At 32.6% G+C, this 18,122-nt stretch carries 22 protein-coding genes; all 22 read right to left on the bottom strand.

Annotated elements, in window-relative coordinates; genetic code table 11:
• Positions 1-2 precede the first annotated feature (2 nt).
• On the bottom strand, positions 3-713 hold the full coding sequence (locus tag BLV37_RS01330; protein ID WP_091726170.1) for an RraA family protein: 711 nt from the start codon (positions 711-713) through the stop codon (positions 3-5).
• Positions 706-1,605, bottom strand: coding sequence for a DUF1932 domain-containing protein (locus BLV37_RS01325; protein WP_091726167.1), 900 nt, complete (start codon positions 1,603-1,605; stop codon positions 706-708). The genes BLV37_RS01330 and BLV37_RS01325 overlap by 8 nt, the downstream gene beginning before the upstream one ends.
• Before the next feature lie 359 nt (positions 1,606-1,964).
• Positions 1,965-3,950 carry a sigma 54-interacting transcriptional regulator gene (locus tag BLV37_RS01320; RefSeq protein ID WP_091726164.1) on the bottom strand — a complete coding sequence of 662 codons (1,986 nt, stop codon included), beginning with the start codon at positions 3,948-3,950 and terminating at the stop codon, positions 1,965-1,967.
• A 300-nt stretch (positions 3,951-4,250) separates the two neighbouring features.
• Entirely contained in the window at positions 4,251-5,573 is a 1,323-nt protein-coding gene (locus BLV37_RS01315) for an O-antigen ligase family protein (protein ID WP_091726162.1), read from the bottom strand.
• Between the two features lie 2 nt (positions 5,574-5,575).
• Positions 5,576-6,127, bottom strand: coding sequence for a hypothetical protein (locus BLV37_RS01310; protein ID WP_091726159.1), 552 nt, complete (start codon positions 6,125-6,127; stop codon positions 5,576-5,578).
• A gap of 12 nt (positions 6,128-6,139) precedes the next feature.
• Positions 6,140-6,631 (bottom strand): DUF4330 domain-containing protein, encoded by a 492-nt coding sequence (locus BLV37_RS01305; protein WP_091726156.1) that lies wholly within the window; start codon positions 6,629-6,631, stop codon positions 6,140-6,142.
• A gap of 139 nt (positions 6,632-6,770) precedes the next feature.
• Positions 6,771-7,883: a glycosyltransferase gene (locus tag BLV37_RS01300; RefSeq protein ID WP_091726154.1), complete on the bottom strand. Its 1,113-nt coding sequence runs from the start codon at positions 7,881-7,883 to the stop codon at positions 6,771-6,773.
• A 1-nt stretch (position 7,884) separates the two neighbouring features.
• Positions 7,885-8,406, bottom strand: a complete 522-nt coding sequence (locus tag BLV37_RS01295; RefSeq protein WP_091726152.1) for an acyltransferase — start codon at positions 8,404-8,406, stop codon at positions 7,885-7,887.
• A 465-nt stretch (positions 8,407-8,871) separates the two neighbouring features.
• Positions 8,872-9,384 carry a hypothetical protein gene (locus BLV37_RS01290; RefSeq protein ID WP_091726150.1) on the bottom strand — a complete coding sequence of 171 codons (513 nt, stop codon included), beginning with the start codon at positions 9,382-9,384 and terminating at the stop codon, positions 8,872-8,874.
• A gap of 326 nt (positions 9,385-9,710) precedes the next feature.
• Complete coding sequence (locus tag BLV37_RS01285; protein WP_244270439.1) at positions 9,711-10,601, bottom strand: DMT family transporter; 891 nt, start codon at positions 10,599-10,601, stop codon at positions 9,711-9,713.
• Between the two features lie 5 nt (positions 10,602-10,606).
• Positions 10,607-10,831 carry a hypothetical protein gene (locus BLV37_RS01280; RefSeq protein WP_091726147.1) on the bottom strand — a complete coding sequence of 75 codons (225 nt, stop codon included), beginning with the start codon at positions 10,829-10,831 and terminating at the stop codon, positions 10,607-10,609.
• Positions 10,807-11,481, bottom strand: coding sequence for a hypothetical protein (locus BLV37_RS15250; RefSeq protein ID WP_244270438.1), 675 nt, complete (start codon positions 11,479-11,481; stop codon positions 10,807-10,809). Before BLV37_RS15250 ends, BLV37_RS01280 begins: the two co-directional genes overlap by 25 nt.
• A 73-nt stretch (positions 11,482-11,554) precedes the next feature.
• Entirely contained in the window at positions 11,555-11,779 is a 225-nt protein-coding gene (locus tag BLV37_RS01270; RefSeq protein WP_244270437.1) for a hypothetical protein, read from the bottom strand.
• 260 nt (positions 11,780-12,039) lie between these two features.
• Positions 12,040-12,213 carry a hypothetical protein gene (locus tag BLV37_RS14925; RefSeq protein WP_176967817.1) on the bottom strand — a complete coding sequence of 58 codons (174 nt, stop codon included), beginning with the start codon at positions 12,211-12,213 and terminating at the stop codon, positions 12,040-12,042.
• A 287-nt stretch (positions 12,214-12,500) separates the two neighbouring features.
• Positions 12,501-13,016, bottom strand: coding sequence for a GNAT family N-acetyltransferase (locus BLV37_RS01265; RefSeq protein ID WP_244270436.1), 516 nt, complete (start codon positions 13,014-13,016; stop codon positions 12,501-12,503).
• 474 nt (positions 13,017-13,490) lie between these two features.
• Positions 13,491-13,874 (bottom strand): hypothetical protein, encoded by a 384-nt coding sequence (locus BLV37_RS01260; protein ID WP_091726143.1) that lies wholly within the window; start codon positions 13,872-13,874, stop codon positions 13,491-13,493.
• A gap of 324 nt (positions 13,875-14,198) precedes the next feature.
• Positions 14,199-14,645, bottom strand: a complete 447-nt coding sequence (locus tag BLV37_RS01255; RefSeq protein ID WP_091726140.1) for a GNAT family N-acetyltransferase — start codon at positions 14,643-14,645, stop codon at positions 14,199-14,201.
• The gene (locus tag BLV37_RS01250; protein ID WP_091726138.1) at positions 14,623-15,078 is read right to left on the bottom strand and encodes an NUDIX hydrolase; all 456 of its coding nucleotides are present in this window, start codon (positions 15,076-15,078) and stop codon (positions 14,623-14,625) included. Before BLV37_RS01250 ends, BLV37_RS01255 begins: the two co-directional genes overlap by 23 nt.
• Before the next feature lie 454 nt (positions 15,079-15,532).
• The gene (locus BLV37_RS01245) at positions 15,533-16,153 is read right to left on the bottom strand and encodes a non-canonical purine NTP pyrophosphatase (RefSeq protein WP_208975170.1); all 621 of its coding nucleotides are present in this window, start codon (positions 16,151-16,153) and stop codon (positions 15,533-15,535) included.
• A 119-nt stretch (positions 16,154-16,272) separates the two neighbouring features.
• Positions 16,273-16,446 carry a hypothetical protein gene (locus BLV37_RS14920; protein WP_176967816.1) on the bottom strand — a complete coding sequence of 58 codons (174 nt, stop codon included), beginning with the start codon at positions 16,444-16,446 and terminating at the stop codon, positions 16,273-16,275.
• A gap of 192 nt (positions 16,447-16,638) precedes the next feature.
• Positions 16,639-17,283 (bottom strand): NUDIX hydrolase, encoded by a 645-nt coding sequence (locus tag BLV37_RS01240; protein ID WP_342026572.1) that lies wholly within the window; start codon positions 17,281-17,283, stop codon positions 16,639-16,641.
• A gap of 260 nt (positions 17,284-17,543) precedes the next feature.
• Positions 17,544-17,954: a hypothetical protein gene (locus BLV37_RS01235; protein ID WP_091726133.1), complete on the bottom strand. Its 411-nt coding sequence runs from the start codon at positions 17,952-17,954 to the stop codon at positions 17,544-17,546.
• Between the last annotated feature and the right edge of the window lie 168 nt (positions 17,955-18,122).

Raw genomic sequence — 18,122 nt, 5'->3', positions numbered from 1 at the left:
AATTATATACCTAGCTTATCTTTCATTTCATTAACCCAGCCAGGTGCAATATCTGGAAGTTCTTCATTATTATCACGGCATGCTACATATTCCGCTATAGTTTTTCTTCTTTCTTCCTCATAAGCGCTTTTCTTTTCAGCTTTTTCAAGTACCTCTTCTATTCTGTCCCTTGGAATAACCGTTACTCCATCGTAGTCCCCAAAGATTAAATCTCCTGGCTCTACCTTTACTCCTGCACAGGTTACTACAGTATTTATTTCACCTGGTCCTACCTTTGAAGGTCCTCTTTGCATAAAGCCTTTCGCATATATAGGAATATTCAATTCCTTTAATCCAACTTTATCCCTAACGAACCCATCTATCACTATGCCATTTAAGCCAATAGCATCTGCTGCAGCTCCCATTAAATCTCCAATATATGCTCTTTCAGTATGACCTTTACCAGCCACTACTAGTACATATCCTGGTTTTCCTTGATATATAGCCACATGAATAGGGAAATTATCTCCTTCCTCTGTGTCTACTGTATAAGCTGTTCCAATCATTATCTTATTCTCATCAACAGGCATTAGGCTTGCATCCATACAACCATCGCGTAATATACCTAAATCTTTCATTCCATCGCATAATTGTGCTGGACTTAATTTTGATACTCTTTCAATAATTTCTTGAGGTATTAACTCTGGCAACTTATTATATTTCACCTTACTCATTGCTAATCTCTCCTTGTACAAGTAGTAGTTTAATTGCTTCTCTAAATTCCATATCTCCCTTTGGACCTATTACGTCTACTAAATTCATTGCTGCAAGCTGTTCTAGCTTTTCTTTTGTGCTTTTAGACATGGATGCATCTATTCCCATGCTCTCTAGAGTTGAAACAACATCTGTCATCTCTTTAGCTCTTCTTTCAGCATGCACCACAGTTCTTGCTATAAATACATTTGCTAAGTCTTCTATAGTCTTACCTACAATAGTCTCGTTTAATGATTCTACTAGTGCATCTAATGCTCCAAACTTAGCAGCCGGAATCATTGATTCAATCATTAGCTGTGGTAACCCCTTCATAAATACACTTCTAAACATTTTAATAGCAGAAGAACCGCCTATAGGTGCATTTAAATTAGTTAAATTCATACCATATTCTTTTAGACTATCATGGAAAGCGTTTGCTCCTTCCCCTGATAAAAATATAGGCACCTTATGTCCGCTTCCTGGTACAGTACTCATAACCGCTGCATCACAAACTAAGACACCCTCTGCATGAGGAATATTTCCAATATCACTTTTAAGTACAGGTGCTGCTGAGTTCATATCAACAAAAACCTGTCCTGGTAAAAGGTTAGGGATTATTAACTCTGCAACTTCATAGGCAACCTTTGAGCTTGTCAAGGATGCAATAAATTTTGCTGAAGAATATGCTTCTTCTAGAGTATCTGCAAGAGTAATTCCTGCTTCTTCAGCTCTTTTTCGGATGATTTCTCCCCTTTTTTCGTCATTTTGATTGATATCATAGGCAACAATATTCATTAATCCTTCAGATTTAAGCCCGTTGGCTATATGAAATGCCGCCTCACCAAATCCAATAAAAGTTATTAAGTTTTCCACTAATATCACCTCTTTTTTCTAGTTTTAAATAAAATATTTTACTATCATAGCTAATGAAAGATTGTGAAATGTTTTACAATGTTTCGTTGTATTTTTTTACAAGTCCTTCAGTAAAATATTTTTAATTTTGCTTATGCAATTATTAATTGCATAAACTGTGCCAAGTGATAATAGTAACTAAAAAAACAAACAAAAAGCAGAAATTATGATTATTTCAGCGTTTTTGTTTGTTTAATATAATATTAGGTTTTAGTGTCCTCTTTCTTTTTCAAATATTTATTTCATCCTATGCTCTGAATACGTTTGAAATGAAATGAAACAAAATGAAATGTTTTGAAATATGATGAAAGAAACAAATTTTATATTTCACCATATCTAACTCTTTTTAAAAAATCTTCATCTATACTATCAATCTTTTTTATTTTCCTCCAAAGTGTTGTTGTGCTAATTCCTAGCTTTTCAGCTGCTTGTCCTCTATTTCCCCTTGTTTCAATTAATACCTTCTTAATCAGCTCTACTTCCGTCATAGTCTCGCCTACATCAGTATTTTTATTTTGTCCTTTATTATCTGCCTTTTCATCAAAAATCTTTGTTATATTATTGTCTATCTCTACTGATTCTTTACTTACGATATCTGCAGCTTCTTCTACCATTTCCGAACTAATAACACCATTATTACAAATAACTATGAGTCGTTCTATGATGTTACTCAGTTGTCGTATATTACCTGGCCACTCAGCGGATGCAAGCATATTCATAGCCTTATTTGTAATTCCCTGCACCGGCGTCTTGCTATTTTCTATGAAATGTCGTACAAGACCAGGAATATCCTCTGCTCTTTCCTTTAATGAAGGTATCTTAAGTTCCAATACACAAATTCGATAATATAAATCTTCTCTAAATAATCCTTCTTTTATTTGCTTTTTTAAGTCCTTATTACTAGCTGTAATAATTCTTACGTCAATAGGTATAACTTTATCATCGCCTATACGTATTATTTTCCTTTCTTGAATAACCCTTAATAGTTTGATTTGTACATCAAGGGGAGTTTCACTTATTTCATCTAGGAATATGGTTCCTCGATGAGCAAGCTCAAATATCCCTGCTTTTCCTTCATTTAATGCGCCTGTAAACGCACCCTTGACATATCCAAATAGCTCACTTTCTAGAACACTCGGTGGAAAAGCGCCACAGTTTATTGCCACAAAGGGTGCTTCTCTTCTATTGCTATAGTTATGAATGCTTTGCGCAAAAAGTTCTTTTCCAGTCCCTGTATCTCCCAATATTAATACCGTGCTGTCTACTGCTGCATATCTCATAGCTAGTTCTTTAGTTAAACAAATTTTTTCACTCTCTCCAATAATATCATCAAATGTTTTATCCGATACATGTCCTTTATTCAGCATTGTATGTCTTATTTTTTGTTCTACGGCTTGAATTTGTTTTGATTGCTGTAAGGTAGCCACAGCTCCTATTATATGAGAATCTACTTTTACAGGCTCTATATTCACAACAAATGAAGTTTTAGCACTGTTAATAATTTCATTAGTAATAGATTCTCCGTTTTGTACTGCTTCCATAAATATATCTGAGGTTAAAATTTCGTTAATTTTCTTTCCTTCTATTTGCTGCCCCAATACTCTTATGGCATTATTATTAATGTTAGTAATGAAACCATTAGAATCGTAGCTTATGATTCCTTCTGACACACAGTTAAAAATCGAATTAATCATCTCATACTTATTTTCTAACTCCATTCTTCGGGCTTCTTTTTCAATTTCAATTCTTATAAGATGTAGTGCTTCATCAATAGCCTGACGCAAAGCCTCACTATCAGCCTCAGTCATTACATATTTAATGCCTAATGAAGTGACCTTTTTTTCTAAAGTCAATCCTCCTATTGCAACTTCAATTCCCATTTCAACCAGTTGACTAAGCTTTGCATCAATAACTTCTTTATCCTCAAATAAATTTATTGGAATAATAGTTACGCCCTCTAAAAGGTCCTTGCTTCTCTCAAGTATATGCTCAAATCCCTTGGATGTAGCTAAAAAAGCAATCTTGTCTGATATTGTCCTTGCTTTTTTATATGCAGTATAGCAATCAAAAAAAGTATGCTTAATATCTACAATAGGAATATCTAAGTTCTTCCTCAATGCTGATGCAGTAACCCCACGGCTTATTATTATCTTTACACCCTTTAAGATCAATTCCTCAGCTTCATTTACAGCATCAACTGTAAAGGCTTGTCTCACTACAATGTCAAGATTTCGCTTTTCAACTTCCTCCTTCATTTTCTGTGTTACAATACTGGAGGGTGAAATTACAGCTATTTTACTATGCATAATAATACCCCCTTAAAAAATCTATTATATATAGGTGTTCTTTAAAACAATCTTTTAATATATAAAGTACAGATTCTACAAATTTCGATAGATTCCTTTATTCTTCTTATTAAATACATTTAAAGGAATCCCTGTTGTGATAAAAAGACTATTCATCATTTTACTGTTCAATATTACATTACGATTTTTTGTACGTAACAGCTTTTCCATCTTAAATATTTAAAAAAATTCCCTTAAACCTATGGTTTAAGGGAACAAAAATATATAGAATATATTTACTTAATTATCTTAAATTTGTGGTTATAGGTTTTCATCCCTGAGACATCTGCTACATCCCATAATAATTGCAAGCATTAGCCAAAAGGAAAAAATTATTCGATAGTCAAACAAAACATGCTCCACTAAAGAGTGAAATAAAAGCCCAGAAACAGCCCCCATGGAGGCAACTACAATCCTCTTGTAGAAAGAGTCTTTCGCTTTTAGCCAAACTCTAATTCCTGTTCCATAGCTTTTAAAAACCCCCCATAGAAAGGCCAACAATCCAAATACACCTATTTCAATAGCCATCTGCAAATATGAATTGTGGGCATGAGCAGCTTTAATTCCCGGTAGCATATAGTTAGGGTAAGCCTTAATAAAGGCTGCATAGCCTAATCCTACTCCACTTGCCCAAAAATCCTTTAGCATCCCCAAGGACGCAGACCATATAAGAAATCTATATGCATTAGAGGAGTCTTTCACACTGCCAATGGTTTTCAATCGCTCAATAACTACATCTGGCAAAAAGAATATGGATACAGCTCCTAGAAGAAGCATAACTGGAATAACTCTTTTGTCTTCGGCAGTAAGTATGATTATACAGGAAATTGCAAATGCAATCCAACCGCCTCTTGACATAGTTAACAGCAATCCTACAAATATTATTCCTGTAATAGCTACTAATAATAGTTTCCTCCATATGTTTTTACTATCTAAAAACAAGGCTACTGATATACTTCCTGCAATGACCAGATATTCTGCCAATATATTAGGATTCTCCATAGTAGAATAGGCTCTGGCTTTTAAATTTGGATTGGTTTTTACATCTACCCAGCCATGGCCTCCCATTTCTCCAGTAAAATATTGAAAGATTCCATAGATCGCCACTATTGCTGCCACTCCAGCAAAAACCATGAGAATTCCTTTTAAGTTTTTTTTGTCCAAATCTCTACTTACCATAAAAGTCATTAAAAGAATTCCAGAGTAAAAATACATATCCTTAATGCTTTGGTTTAGTGTAATAGAAAATACTACAGAAAATACTAATACAATGAAAAAAATAACCAAGGGTCCATCTATGGGAGTTGTATGGATTTTTTCTTTTTTATAAACCTTTTTCCATATATAGCAGACAAAGGTATAGAACATTAATGCTGCTACATATTTGAAGTTTATAAATGGTAATGCCACCACTGCTCCATACAATCCAATTTCCGTTTTCCATAGTACCAGGACCATTGCTAGTATAGCTCCTAAGATCTTAACATTAGTATAAGTAGGTAATAAAATCATGCTTACGCCTAAAACCATGCTAATGATCAAGAGCCAGAACATTTCATTTCTTCTATTTGCTGTTGAATTCATAGCTATCTCTCCTCATTTTCATGATTAAAGGATTCATCATAAAGGATATTATAGGTAAAAGCAATAATCCTGCTATTCTTCATAATAGTAACATAATCCAATTGTAGAAAATATAAGATTATTAGCCCTAAAGCCATTAATATAAAGTTCTTGTTTCCTGCTAAGGTAAAGCTTCCTAATATTGTTTTAAAACCCATATTCATCAGTAAGGCCAAGGATAATATTAGATAAAGACTGTTTATGGCTCTCTTTTCCTTATGATGCAATATTCTAGTAAAAAAGCTAATAAAATAGCTGTCTTTTAAAGTGTTTTCTATGATGCCGTTTTTCTTTAGCCCTGATTTTAAAGCTTTTAAAAGCACACAGAACAATTTATATATTATACTATCTTTAAAAACATTTTTGCTATTAAATAGTAATTGAAAAGTCTTACTAGTGGTAATAATCTGAAATACTTTAGATAATACCCCTGAAAAGGCCTGTACAGATAAGCTATTCAAATATATGGTGCTAAGCCTTTTATATGCTCTATAAGTTACAATATTATTTTTCATGCTAACAGCCCCTTATTTCTTTAGGTCTATTTCTACAACCTTTGTGGATACTGAGTATAGCTGGTGTTTTGTAATGATAGTTCCTCCCATTCTAACCTCTTTGCTTCCTATGGATATGGCATTGTCGGTTACAATTCCTTTACACTTCAGCTTAATGTATACATCGTATTTACCTTCTACTGCTGCATTTACAATCCTACCGTCAGCAGTCTCAACAGGTTCGTAATGCTGTGTTACCTGTTTTTCAATAATTTCCCCAAATAATTGGTTGCTATCATATTCTCTTATTACATCCCCTACATTTATAACATCTACAGTTATTTGCCTCACATCTTCTACCCATAGTGTAACATCAATATCTGATTCATTAACCATAACTTTGTTGCCTAAAATAAAATACTTATATCCTACTCCTCCTATTAACGCCACCAATAGTATAACAACCATTAAATCGAATATATTGATTTTTCCAAAAAATCTTCCCTTTTCATCTATGAATTTCATGTGCGCTCCTCCTATTCATATTAGCTTTTTGTCTAAGATATATAATTATACCTTTTTATATGGGACTTGTCTAAACACAGTGTTAAATCTCCCTTCGTAGAAAGCTGTTACAGAATTTCAAGCTTTTTTCTAAGTATTATTATCTGTTACTAGCTATATTAATTAAATCCTCCACTCTCTTTTCCCAAGAGTTTTCATAAGCATACTTTTTACGTCTTTCTCGCATTTTTTCCGTATCAGACTCTAGACTTATGCCTAGTCCTTCAATAAATTCCTCCTGATTTTTGCATACTTGAACTACTTCTGTTAAGCTTTTTACTTGCTCAAATTGGGTAGAAATAACCGGATATCCAAAGTAGCAATACTGAAAAATCTTATTAGAATTTACGGTTTTTAGCCTAGGGTACCTTTCCTCCGAAACGAAGGGAATAAGTCCTATATCTAAGCTAGCAAAGTAATTCCCTATATCAGCTTTGTCCTTCTCCCCTAGATAATATACATTGGAATTTTGGCAAAGCTTATCTATTTGGTGCTGTTGATCAGTGGGACCAATCAATACAAAGCTGTAATCCCTATACTTATCTGCCAACCTACTAATCAAATCAAAATCTATCCATTGAAATAAACCACCTATAAAACCACAGACAGGCTTTTTATATTTATCTCCAAATATGTTTTTGGAATCTGCAAACTCGTCTAAATCTACCCCATTCTCCACCAAATAGACGTTGGTTTTATCTGGAGCCTTTTCCCTTAGCTGTTCTGCTGTAATGGTGATAAAATCCGATTGATCTATAGCTTCTTTTTCATAAGCCAGTACTTGTCGCTTCCATTTATCATTAGTTGCAAATTGAGAAAAATCATCACTTATATCGTAGCAAAGAATACCTTTTTCCCCCCTGCTGTTTTCTATAGCTCTTATCCAGTAGGGTGATTCTAAAATAATTAATGGCTCATCAACCATTGAAAATAATTCTTTCAACTGTGCTGTCATAATTCTATCATTTAAGCTGTAAATGCTTTTAACTTTTCCTTTTAAATATGGTAAAGCGAGTAGACTTATAATATGGATATTCTTATCTTTGTATATTTTAGGTTTAAAGCCTAAATCTCTTATATTGCTAACATTTTCTTTTTGTACATAAAAGACCTCAAAACCCTTCTTAGCAAAATATTTAGCCAACATATGAGATCTGTGTAAAAGCTTACTTTTCCAATTTAGAAGTGAAAATATCAGTACATTTTTCTTCATGTTAAGCTTCCTTTCGATACTTGATAATCTTTGCTGGATTACCTCCTACAATTGCATAGGAAGGAACATCTTTTGTAACTACTGCCCCTGCTGCTACTACAGCTCCTTTTCGAATGTGTACTCCAGGTAAAATAATGGCCCTCGCCCCAATCCAAACATCATCTTCAATAAGAACTGCTTTCTTCGGAGTATCTCCCTGTTCTATCATAGGAATATTTACATCGCTTATTTCATGATTGGATGTAAAAATCATCACTTCTGGTCCCATCATCACATCTCTTCCAATTTTTAGTGGACCGGAAACACTGCAGTTGATACCTAAGCCAGAGTTGTCTCCTATTTCGATGTTCTCTCCACTACCAAAGAATGCCCCATGTTCTATGTTCACATTTTGACCTATAAAGGAGAATAGGTGCTTGCAAAGAAAATATCTGATTTTTTTTGCCCCCAAAGCATAGGGACGATCTGATGCTGGCATATGCCTTCCTATAAAATAATATAACATAAGATATATGGTTCTCATAAGAATACACCTCGAAGTATAAATAATTATTTCTTATAAAATATAATATATTCAGTAATTAAATCATAGATAATGCTTCTGCTAATAAAGATATCATTGAAAAAGTAATGCTTGCTTTTATGCTGAGTATACCATACTTTATAGGAGCTTCAAAGCAAAAAAACTTTTACTTAATAGCTTTGTAGGAAAAGAAATCATACTGAGCTATTAACCACAAAGCCTTCAGAAGCAACATACAATGCAAATTTATTTTATCACAAAAGAGGTGCCTATTGTAAACAGAATTGTTACATTTTGATTACAGTGGTATAACTACAATTTGTATCTCCTCCGATTATAAAAACTGTAATTAGATAGGTGCATAATTAATCACAAAATTCCCTTAGACTATAGTCTAAGGGAACATCCAGCTAAAGTAGTAACTAATGTTAATACAACCATATATCTGTTCATACTGCTTACACTTTAAAGTGTCACATCAATTAAAACACCTACATTGTTATTTTGCTTGTTTATAAATATTGTAACTCCATATCCATTCTTAGAACCTATAAGGACATATGCGTCTTCTTTTTTATCCTCTACAGTAATAGTCCCATCCTTCATAATATCCTGATAGAATTCTATCACTTCTTCATAGCTCTTATCTGTCTCTAATACAATTCCTAATGCCTTGGAATCCTTATTATCATTTACATTGATGATATTAGCATCCTCTGGAAGTGGAAAAACATCTTTAGGAAATCTTTCAGGCAAGCTCATATTCTCTCCTGTTGTACCTAAGCTCACATTTACATTCATTCCACTGTTTTTCTCTGTTTCCTCGGTTGTGGAATCCGATGTTGAGCTATCTGTTGCTTCAGTAGAATCTGAACGAAGAGTTGCATTTTCATTAGGAACCTGTTTAGAATTATTCGAACAACTGATTAAGATTATAACAACTAATAACAATAATGATAAAAAGATACCTTTTCTCATGATACTTATCTCCTTTGCTTTTTATGAGTTACTCTTGTTTACTATATTACTCATGGCTTCTAAAAATTATTAATACTCCCTGAGCTCTTATAGTAGTTTTTGCTCAAAATCGTAACTACTATCTATATCAAAGTACTTCAATAAAAGTATAATATCATGTGGTATGCCTAATTAACTTTCTTAAAATCTCATATATTTTTCAAAAAATTGCTATCTTTATTCATCATTCTATATAAACATTATTCAGCTTTGTATCATCTAACAGGAATTTTTCCCATGGAACATCTAGTTTATTTGTGTTTTTCTACTTCCTATTTCCCTTAATTTTATTTTCCCTCGCTTAAATATGCGGAACCTAGTATTAGTAATCCACCTAATATTTGTAAAACTCCCATAGGCTCATCTAGAAATACAAAAGATATTAGGACTGCAAAGATTGGGTCGATATAGCTTAATATAGCTATGGATTGCCCTTTTACTTCCTTTATTGCAGAAAAATATAACAAATAAGCAACTCCAGTATGTATTATACCTACTAAAAGCATGATTATCCAGGATTTCATATCCACTGATTTTAAGTCAAAAGTATTTTCACTAATAACAAAGGGTAAGAGTATTATAGCCGCAACAAATAATTGTAATAATGTAACAGTAAATGTTGGTAAGCACTTAATATGTTTGTTGAGCATGACTACTATTGCATAAAGCACTGCTCCTGATAAGCCAAATAATATACCTTTTACATGATTATAAGACGAAATAGCGGACTTTTCTCCAGTTTGTAATATTAAAAACAGCCCTATCAATGCTATAAATATATACGTTATTTTCTTTGTACTCAATTTCTCTTTTAATATGAAAGATGAAAGAATTACTATAAATACTGGTGCGAGATAATAGCTTAGAGTAGCGTTTGATATTGTAGTATATTTATAGGCTTGAAACAGTAAAACCCAGTTGACCCCAATTATTGCACCCGATAACATTAATATAGGTAAATTCTTTTTAAATTCAGCTCCAGCCAGTTTCTCATGTTTAAATATCCCTAGAAAAAACAAAAATATGCTCCCTATTAATGCCCTAAAAAAAGCAATATCCACACTACCTAAATCTATTTCTCTAACAAAAATGCCTATTGTTCCCCATATTAGCATAGCTATTACTATTTTGATTTTTTCTTTAGTTATATTCAATGACAACATCACTTCCTTAAACATTATTTTTACTCAATGTTGTTTCCGCCCTCATCATAAAAGCTGTATTCAGTTTTAAGAGCATCGTCTGAGTATTCAAAAAAACTAATATATGGATTAGTAGTAACTTCTTCTGTTTGAATTTCTCCATTTTTAATTATTCGTTCTATTTTAGCAAACTTAGGATTCCATAAGGGTGGATGACTGACTCGGTTAGCACCGTATAATCCTATTTCAGTTCTGTACCGCCCCATTCTATAACAGTGAAACCTTCTCTTTCAAACCTGGGGAAGAGCTGCTCCTCAACTTCCTCGTACTCATCTAATGATTTAAATACCATGAATACTCTAAGTATTGAATCGGGTTTTGGTGTGATTTTTAGCTTTGCTAACTCCTCATATTCTTCTCCTGCAAAATATATAAAGTTATACGGATTATCTTTCATATGTGGAAGCCAATATACAATAAACTCGTTATACTCCTTTGGAATAAGTCCTATTTCTGAAAGTTTCTTCTGTAAAAAGTCTTTTGTGTCTTCACCTTTTACAACAAAACCTTTAGAAATGTTCCATGTGTGTTTTTTGCTTTCCCCTTCCCAAAATAAGTATGAGTACTCCAAGTTATCTTCTAAATTAATTAATACTCCATCTGGTTTAGCAACAACTTCCCATCCATTTTTATACTCTGGATATGTACAGGTCAATTCTCCTTCATACTTTAGTTTCACAGAAACTACTTTCTCATTTTCAGGATATAAATATATAATAGGCTTTGCAAGTGGAGTATTTATTATATCACTCTCATGACTATTAGCATTTAATATTACCACTATAGTTCCAGCTACGACGATAATAATAAAAACCACACTAAATATAATTAAGGACCTTTTTTTAAGGTTCATCATTTAATTATCCCTCCAAACTTAAAAGCTAATAAAGCCTTTCCTCAATCTTAAAAATATTATTTTAGATAACATCCTATCTAGTAACAAATGCTGTGCACCCATCACCTGTAACACCTAAATCAATTGACATCCCCTTAAGTAGTCGTTTTGTTACAAACTTTTCAATATCATTATCAGACTTAGCCCCAATTTTAAGAAATTCATCAAATCCATAATCGCCATAGTAAGTCATCTGATACATAGGATATTCATCTGCTTTTTCTAATGACGCTAGAGTACGTATCTCGTTAAAAAACAAAGCAGCAACAACCATAAACAAAACAGTAAAAACTAGTAAGATAGAAATACTTAATCGTTTTATTTTCATTACTTCCTCCTTGTATGATACATTGATTTCTCCTTTTTAACCTAATGTGCAACGTCTTCTAACGTCCCAGTATTTTTAACATCTCTGAGCTGGACCCCTAAGAAATATCCTTGGTGGTGCTTTGCTCCAGGTGGAGGAATTTAGTGCGCAGTATATAAGTTGTGTATATTAACGACTAAAACCAATTAAGGTTATTTTTTTAATACTCTATTTGTGAAAAAAAATCCTACCAATGAAATAATTGCGATCAAGGCAAGTATAATTGCTAACCAGTCGGGTATATCCACAATAAAGCGGTCAATTAAAATTGTTGATGAGCATAATCCCAAAGATAATAATAGTAACCATATGTTTTTGTTCTTCATCTAAATTTCCCCCCTTATAAACAAGATATAAATTTCCTTACATGTACATGATTCTACAAATACATCATAGACAGTTCCTCAATATGTTCCCTCTTTTCAGATTTTTCAATTAAGACCACAAAAGTTGCCCTGATATCATCATTTCCCTTAATGTCCTATATTTGCAAAGTCCATAAACCAGACATCAGAGGGATAACACCTGGTAGGGTTTCTCCCACATCGAGAGGCTGTGGTACACATTGTCCTAATATTACATTTAATTGCAAATACAGGCTATGTTTATTATCTTACCGAAGCCTATAAAGATATTTACATATTTCATGGTTCTCACCTTTGTAATTTCCAAAACCTTTATGCTCTAAAATGAATGAACATTTTTCTAAAACTTTACGAGAAGCAATATTGTCTCCACGACAAATCCCCCAAATACGTGCAATACCAATCTTTTTCATTATTAACGGCACAAAAGCTCTCACAGCTTCTGTTGCATAACCATTTGCTGTATAATTTGAGGCAATGTGGTATCCGACCTCCCATTCGTCATCTATCGGTATCGCTTGTACATAGCCTATATTCTCACCACTTTTTAATAAAATTGGATACACAAACGGACCCTTCATATCTCTGTAGCATTCAATTAGGAATATAATCGTGTCATGTGCTTCTTGAACTGTTTCAAATACTTCATCAGGTACAAACCTGCGGTTTTCTTCATCTAAAGAATTAACATGCACGCTTTCAGCCATGCTTTCGTCAAATTCGGTAATTATTAATCTGTCTGTTACGATTTTTAAATTTTCCACAATGCATGTCCTCCATTCACGAAATATAATTTGCATTTAATACACAATATAAAATCAATATTAGTTCTAAAAAAACTCCAAAATCTTTCACCACATTAAAGCGGCATAGTTTGCAACCATGAAACGCTTAGTAAATTATAGCATATTTTGGTAATGAATACAGTAAAATGTATGCCTTTATTAATGAAAGTTAATAATTGGAGTTATATAAAGTTGTTATATAGCTAATTTTTGTGGACAAGGGGTAATATAATATGAATGAAGACAGGAGTTTGTGTGGGTGGGAGCTGGGGTAACGTCTTGTATTTGGAACGTCCCTAAGCTGTACTCCAGGTATAGAACTGTTGGTGGAGCTTCACTCTGGTGAAGGTATGTGGCACACCCTTATGCAATTACTTTGTAGGAAGTGATGATGATTTTTACCCGTCATAATTCTTGGCATAATATAAGAAAGACGATACAAGCATATCACTATTATCCCTTTGTATTTTCATGTCTCTTTTTAGAAATAAAACCCCAGATGATACCAGCCATAATTGAGAAAATGAAAACAGTTCCCCATATTATCCAAGCATTATTTGTTCTCCCTCCACCTGGGTCTACACCATCAGTATTAAATATCATGGCAAGAACAAACCCTCCTATATACCCTACAACAGTTACTACTGGAATTATTCGATTCTCAAATATAGTAGCAATAACTATTATAACAATACTTAATATAGCCAATAGGTTTGGCCACTGTTTCATACCATGTATTTTTAAAAAAGAAAATCTGCATAGCCAATATGAGATACCAAGTAATCCAATCATACTAATTCCCCGCAGGATTTTATTTTTTATATTCGTTGATTTCAACTATACGACCTCCTATTTTATAAAAACCTTTATTCCATATTTACCTACAATTATGACATAATTTAAAACATCCAAAAAATCTCCCTAACAAACCCCCGATTAACCTACCATATTGAGGATAAGTGCCTGTATTTGTATAGATTATTACCTTGCAGATGCATTCATAGGTTTATTTGTTATGCTTGTTTTTATTATATTTTACTATTTTTCAAAAAAATCCTGGCAACTATCATCTGGTTTATAATATGTAGGTACATCTTTTCCCTCAATAATTCTATGAATGATATGTATTTCTTAACTTTAGATTAGGCTTATTACTAGAAATTAGTCAAACTTTTTAAAGAAATAGGTCACATCGTCATTAGTATTACTTGTTTTTTCACCACCAGCTTTTTCATATAGTGCACAAGCAACAGCATTATGTTTCTGTGTAAATAAAAAAAATCTACAAATGCCTGTCAGCTTACAAAGATTCTTTATACTAGTAAGAATTTGAAATCCAATGCCCTGTTTCTGATATTGTGGAAGCACACCCACCTCATGAATATATAACATATTCCCCTTGTTATCTAAACGATTAAGTTCGTATCCATAAGCAAAGCCAATAATTTGTTTTTCTTGGATACATGCAAACATCCAATTCATTGGGTTTGAAAGAAATTGCCTTGCATTTTCTTCAAAAATAAAACCACTTCGAAAATCGCTTTCCATTTGTAAGACAATTTCTAGATCTGAAAGACACAGTTTTCTAAATTCTCTTTTTTGAGTCATCGTACTCCTCCCATAATATATAAAACTCCTCAATTTTTTTATACAAGTACGGCTGAATTAATGGATAAGTTAAGCTTTCAGGTATAGTGTCAAAAAATTTAATTTCATCAATTTCAGAATTTGGTAATTCATCAAGGCATTCTACATCCGAATAAAATAATTGCCCAAAGGATTCAGTTTCGTCCCTAGCTACCGAATATATACAAACTGGAATAATAATAAAATTCTTTGCTCCTGTTTCTTCAGTCAATTCTCTTGAAGCGGTGAAATTAATACTCTCATTTTCTTCCCTATGTCCACCTGGAATTTCCCAAGTTAATCTTTCTTTATGCCTTACAAATATCCATTTGTCTTTATATCTTGCCATAATAACCGCAAATTGAAGTTTGCTATCTTCAACTGTATTTAGTTCATAAAAATTCACCTTTAACACTTTAATAACTCCTTCTTACTTTTAATTTTCATATTATATAATTCTACAACACCTTATCTTCTAACAAATTAGATCCCATAGCGGAACTTTGCCCCACGAAGAGATGTGGCGTACATCGCCCTAAGATTACGCCCTAGTACACTCTTGCAAAATTTATACTTATAAGAAAAACTTTATTCAAATAAAGTTTTAAAATATTCCGTGTTAATACCAGAATTTAAATCTTTATAAAAATAGTTATGATAGCTAATCTTATTACCACCAATAATTAGAAATTCATCTACTAACGTACTGTGGATGCCCAAAGTCTAACTATTACATTCATCTTCTCTTAGGTTTCCGAAATTCACTGTTATCTGACGTCGGACTGACTTGGATTTTGAAGCTACTATTAAATTAGCCTTATAAATATATTTACTGCTTACAATTCTTTTACATTGTTAGAAGTTTTATTTCACTTTAAGGCAGTTCTAAGAAAAAAGTCCCTAAATCCTTTAGCCATTTTATATTCTTTATTAGGATTGTTTTTTTCATGTATATCCATATAGTACTGTCCTGTTTCAATTTCTATAGAAATTGAATCCAAGGGAAATCCTTTAGTCTTCTTATTATGAGGTTTTGATGTTATAATAAATTCTTCAGATGATATATCCTCTCCATCATATTCGAAGATTGTTTCTTCATCTATTATCAAGCATATCGCATTTTTATATTTTGCTTTAACAACGCCTCCTAGTTCTGCTGCTAAATTAGTATAATATTTTATCATTTCATTATCATTTAGTTCTTTTCCATTCACCCTTCTAACATGAACACCTGGTTGTTTTTTTCTTTCCAGCCCTTCAATATATAATCCAGAGTCACAAGAAAATACAGGAACTTTAAATTCTTTAAAGTATGTCATAGCTTTAATCCTTGCATTCTCTAGTGGATCATTGCCTGTTTCGCGAACTTGTATTTTAACTGCATTACCAATATCATTTAAACCTATTATTTCTATATTTAATTTATCAAGCATTTCTTTCATATGCTGTATTTTGGCAGAGTTAGATGTTCCATACAATAATCTTATCATGTTTATACCTTCCTCCTTAAGGAAACTTATCCTATGCTTTACTGTAATTTTTCTAGAAGTCGAAGCTTTAACGCTTTTTCGTCCGCTGTAATCTAACATCTGGCATATTCAAAAGCACTTCATCTATATATTCTCTTAGAACTTCGATTGGGTATATCTCCATAAATACATAATGATACATGAGGCTTTGTTCCTTCATCAATGTATATTTTATTTTTCTGAAGCTCAGAGCGTATCTCGTTTATCCTTGTTGAACCTTCGTCATCTAAATATAATTCAATCGCATAAGGCATTAGTCTTGACTCCTTTCATTTTTACTATCATAGCATATTCACTTAACGTTTCGAGTGTTCACGACGTTCATCAGCTCCCACGAAGCTTGATCCGAGATGCTGATGGATGTTGGGAACAATCTGTTAGATAATGTGGGAACTTGACAGAAATAATAAGTCTCAAATCAAATATAATGTATTATAAAATAATCCTTAATCCCATACTACCCGTTGCCTTGCCTTTTGTATCAGTTTACTATATAAATTAACATCAAATTCATTAAAATATTTTCTGTTGAATTTATCCAATTCAAACCAACTAACTCCACTATTTTCATCTTCATTAATTTTCAGTTTCTCATTTTCATCTGCAATAAGTATATATGCAATTGAAAAATGGAGATGGGGATTAACATACCTGTTCTTTCTCATATGACCATTTACTACTCCAATATCAATTGATGCAATATTTGGTATAAAAGGTGTAACATTAATTATACCGGTTTCTTCTTTCGCTTCTTTTATGGCAACATGTAATAAATCTGTATCTCCATCTGCATGACCACCAGACCATGCCCAAGTGTTACGTATATTATGATGAACCATCAATGCTTTATCTAAAGAATTATTCATTATAAAACCAGAACTTGTAATATGAGCAACTTCATTATCTCTTAATAATACAGTTTTAGGAAACAACTTAATATAATCTAGAATTACTTTCTTGTCTTGTGTTTCTTGCTCATTAATCGGAATGTAGTCCATAATTTGTTTAACAAAATCCATTAATGTAAATCCTCCTATCATTAATGTAATTATTCCTATGTAACCTAAGATCGTGTCCTTGTGCAAATTCAATGTTATAAGATATAGCTACATTTTTTCCTCAATAATCCTTCACATAATTTAAAGAATGTGTCATTATACAGGAGGCCAAAGGTCTCCTCTACGCATTGATATGCCTATTGTAGGGGCTAGCCTTACTGGCCCGCTTACGGCACACTTATCTACCCTTGCGCAAATATGTTATTATAGGAAGTAATTATATTTTTTCCCTATAAGCCTTCTTATAATTTAGATGATACCACATTATTCTGAATAACCAATTGTAGCAAAAATTAATCTAGTAAAGCTTTATATTTATCTACATCATCAAATCTATCGCCAAAACTAAAGGGTGTATCATTAGTACTAACATTTTTCATATTAATTGGTTTTCCATCATTTAGCTTACTAATAACTATCTCAAAAGAATTATCGTCTTTTAATTCTACTTCAAAGTTTTGCCTGTTACTTTTTATTCTATATAAATTTGTGTCGACTCTTTCATAGGTTCCTTTGTCAACCTCTCTATTATTAATCCATTCAATAAAGCTATTATCTTCTTCTCGAATTTGCATTTGAATAATATGATTTCCAATCATTTCACTTTGATAAAATCCTTTTAAATTTTGATCTTCCTTAGATAACAATTTCCACAATATCAAAATAACTACCATAAATAAAATAAGAAATTTTAACCTTTTCACAACTTTCCCCCCCTGATTTTTCCTTGAATACTGCTACTGCTATATCGCAATATTTAACAAATGCCCATATGCAATTCTTCAATACATGTCTTTCCTCTCAGCTTTTTTCAACAAGACCCACAAAGAACTGCCCCGATATCATCATTCCCTATAACGTTCCCGTATTTG

It is taken from the genome of Proteiniborus ethanoligenes, from assembly GCF_900107485.1.
Lineage (GTDB): Bacteria > Bacillota > Clostridia > Tissierellales > Proteiniboraceae > Proteiniborus > Proteiniborus ethanoligenes.
Note: the sequence above shows the minus strand (reverse complement) of the source record. Positions and strands in the feature narration are given on the sequence as shown.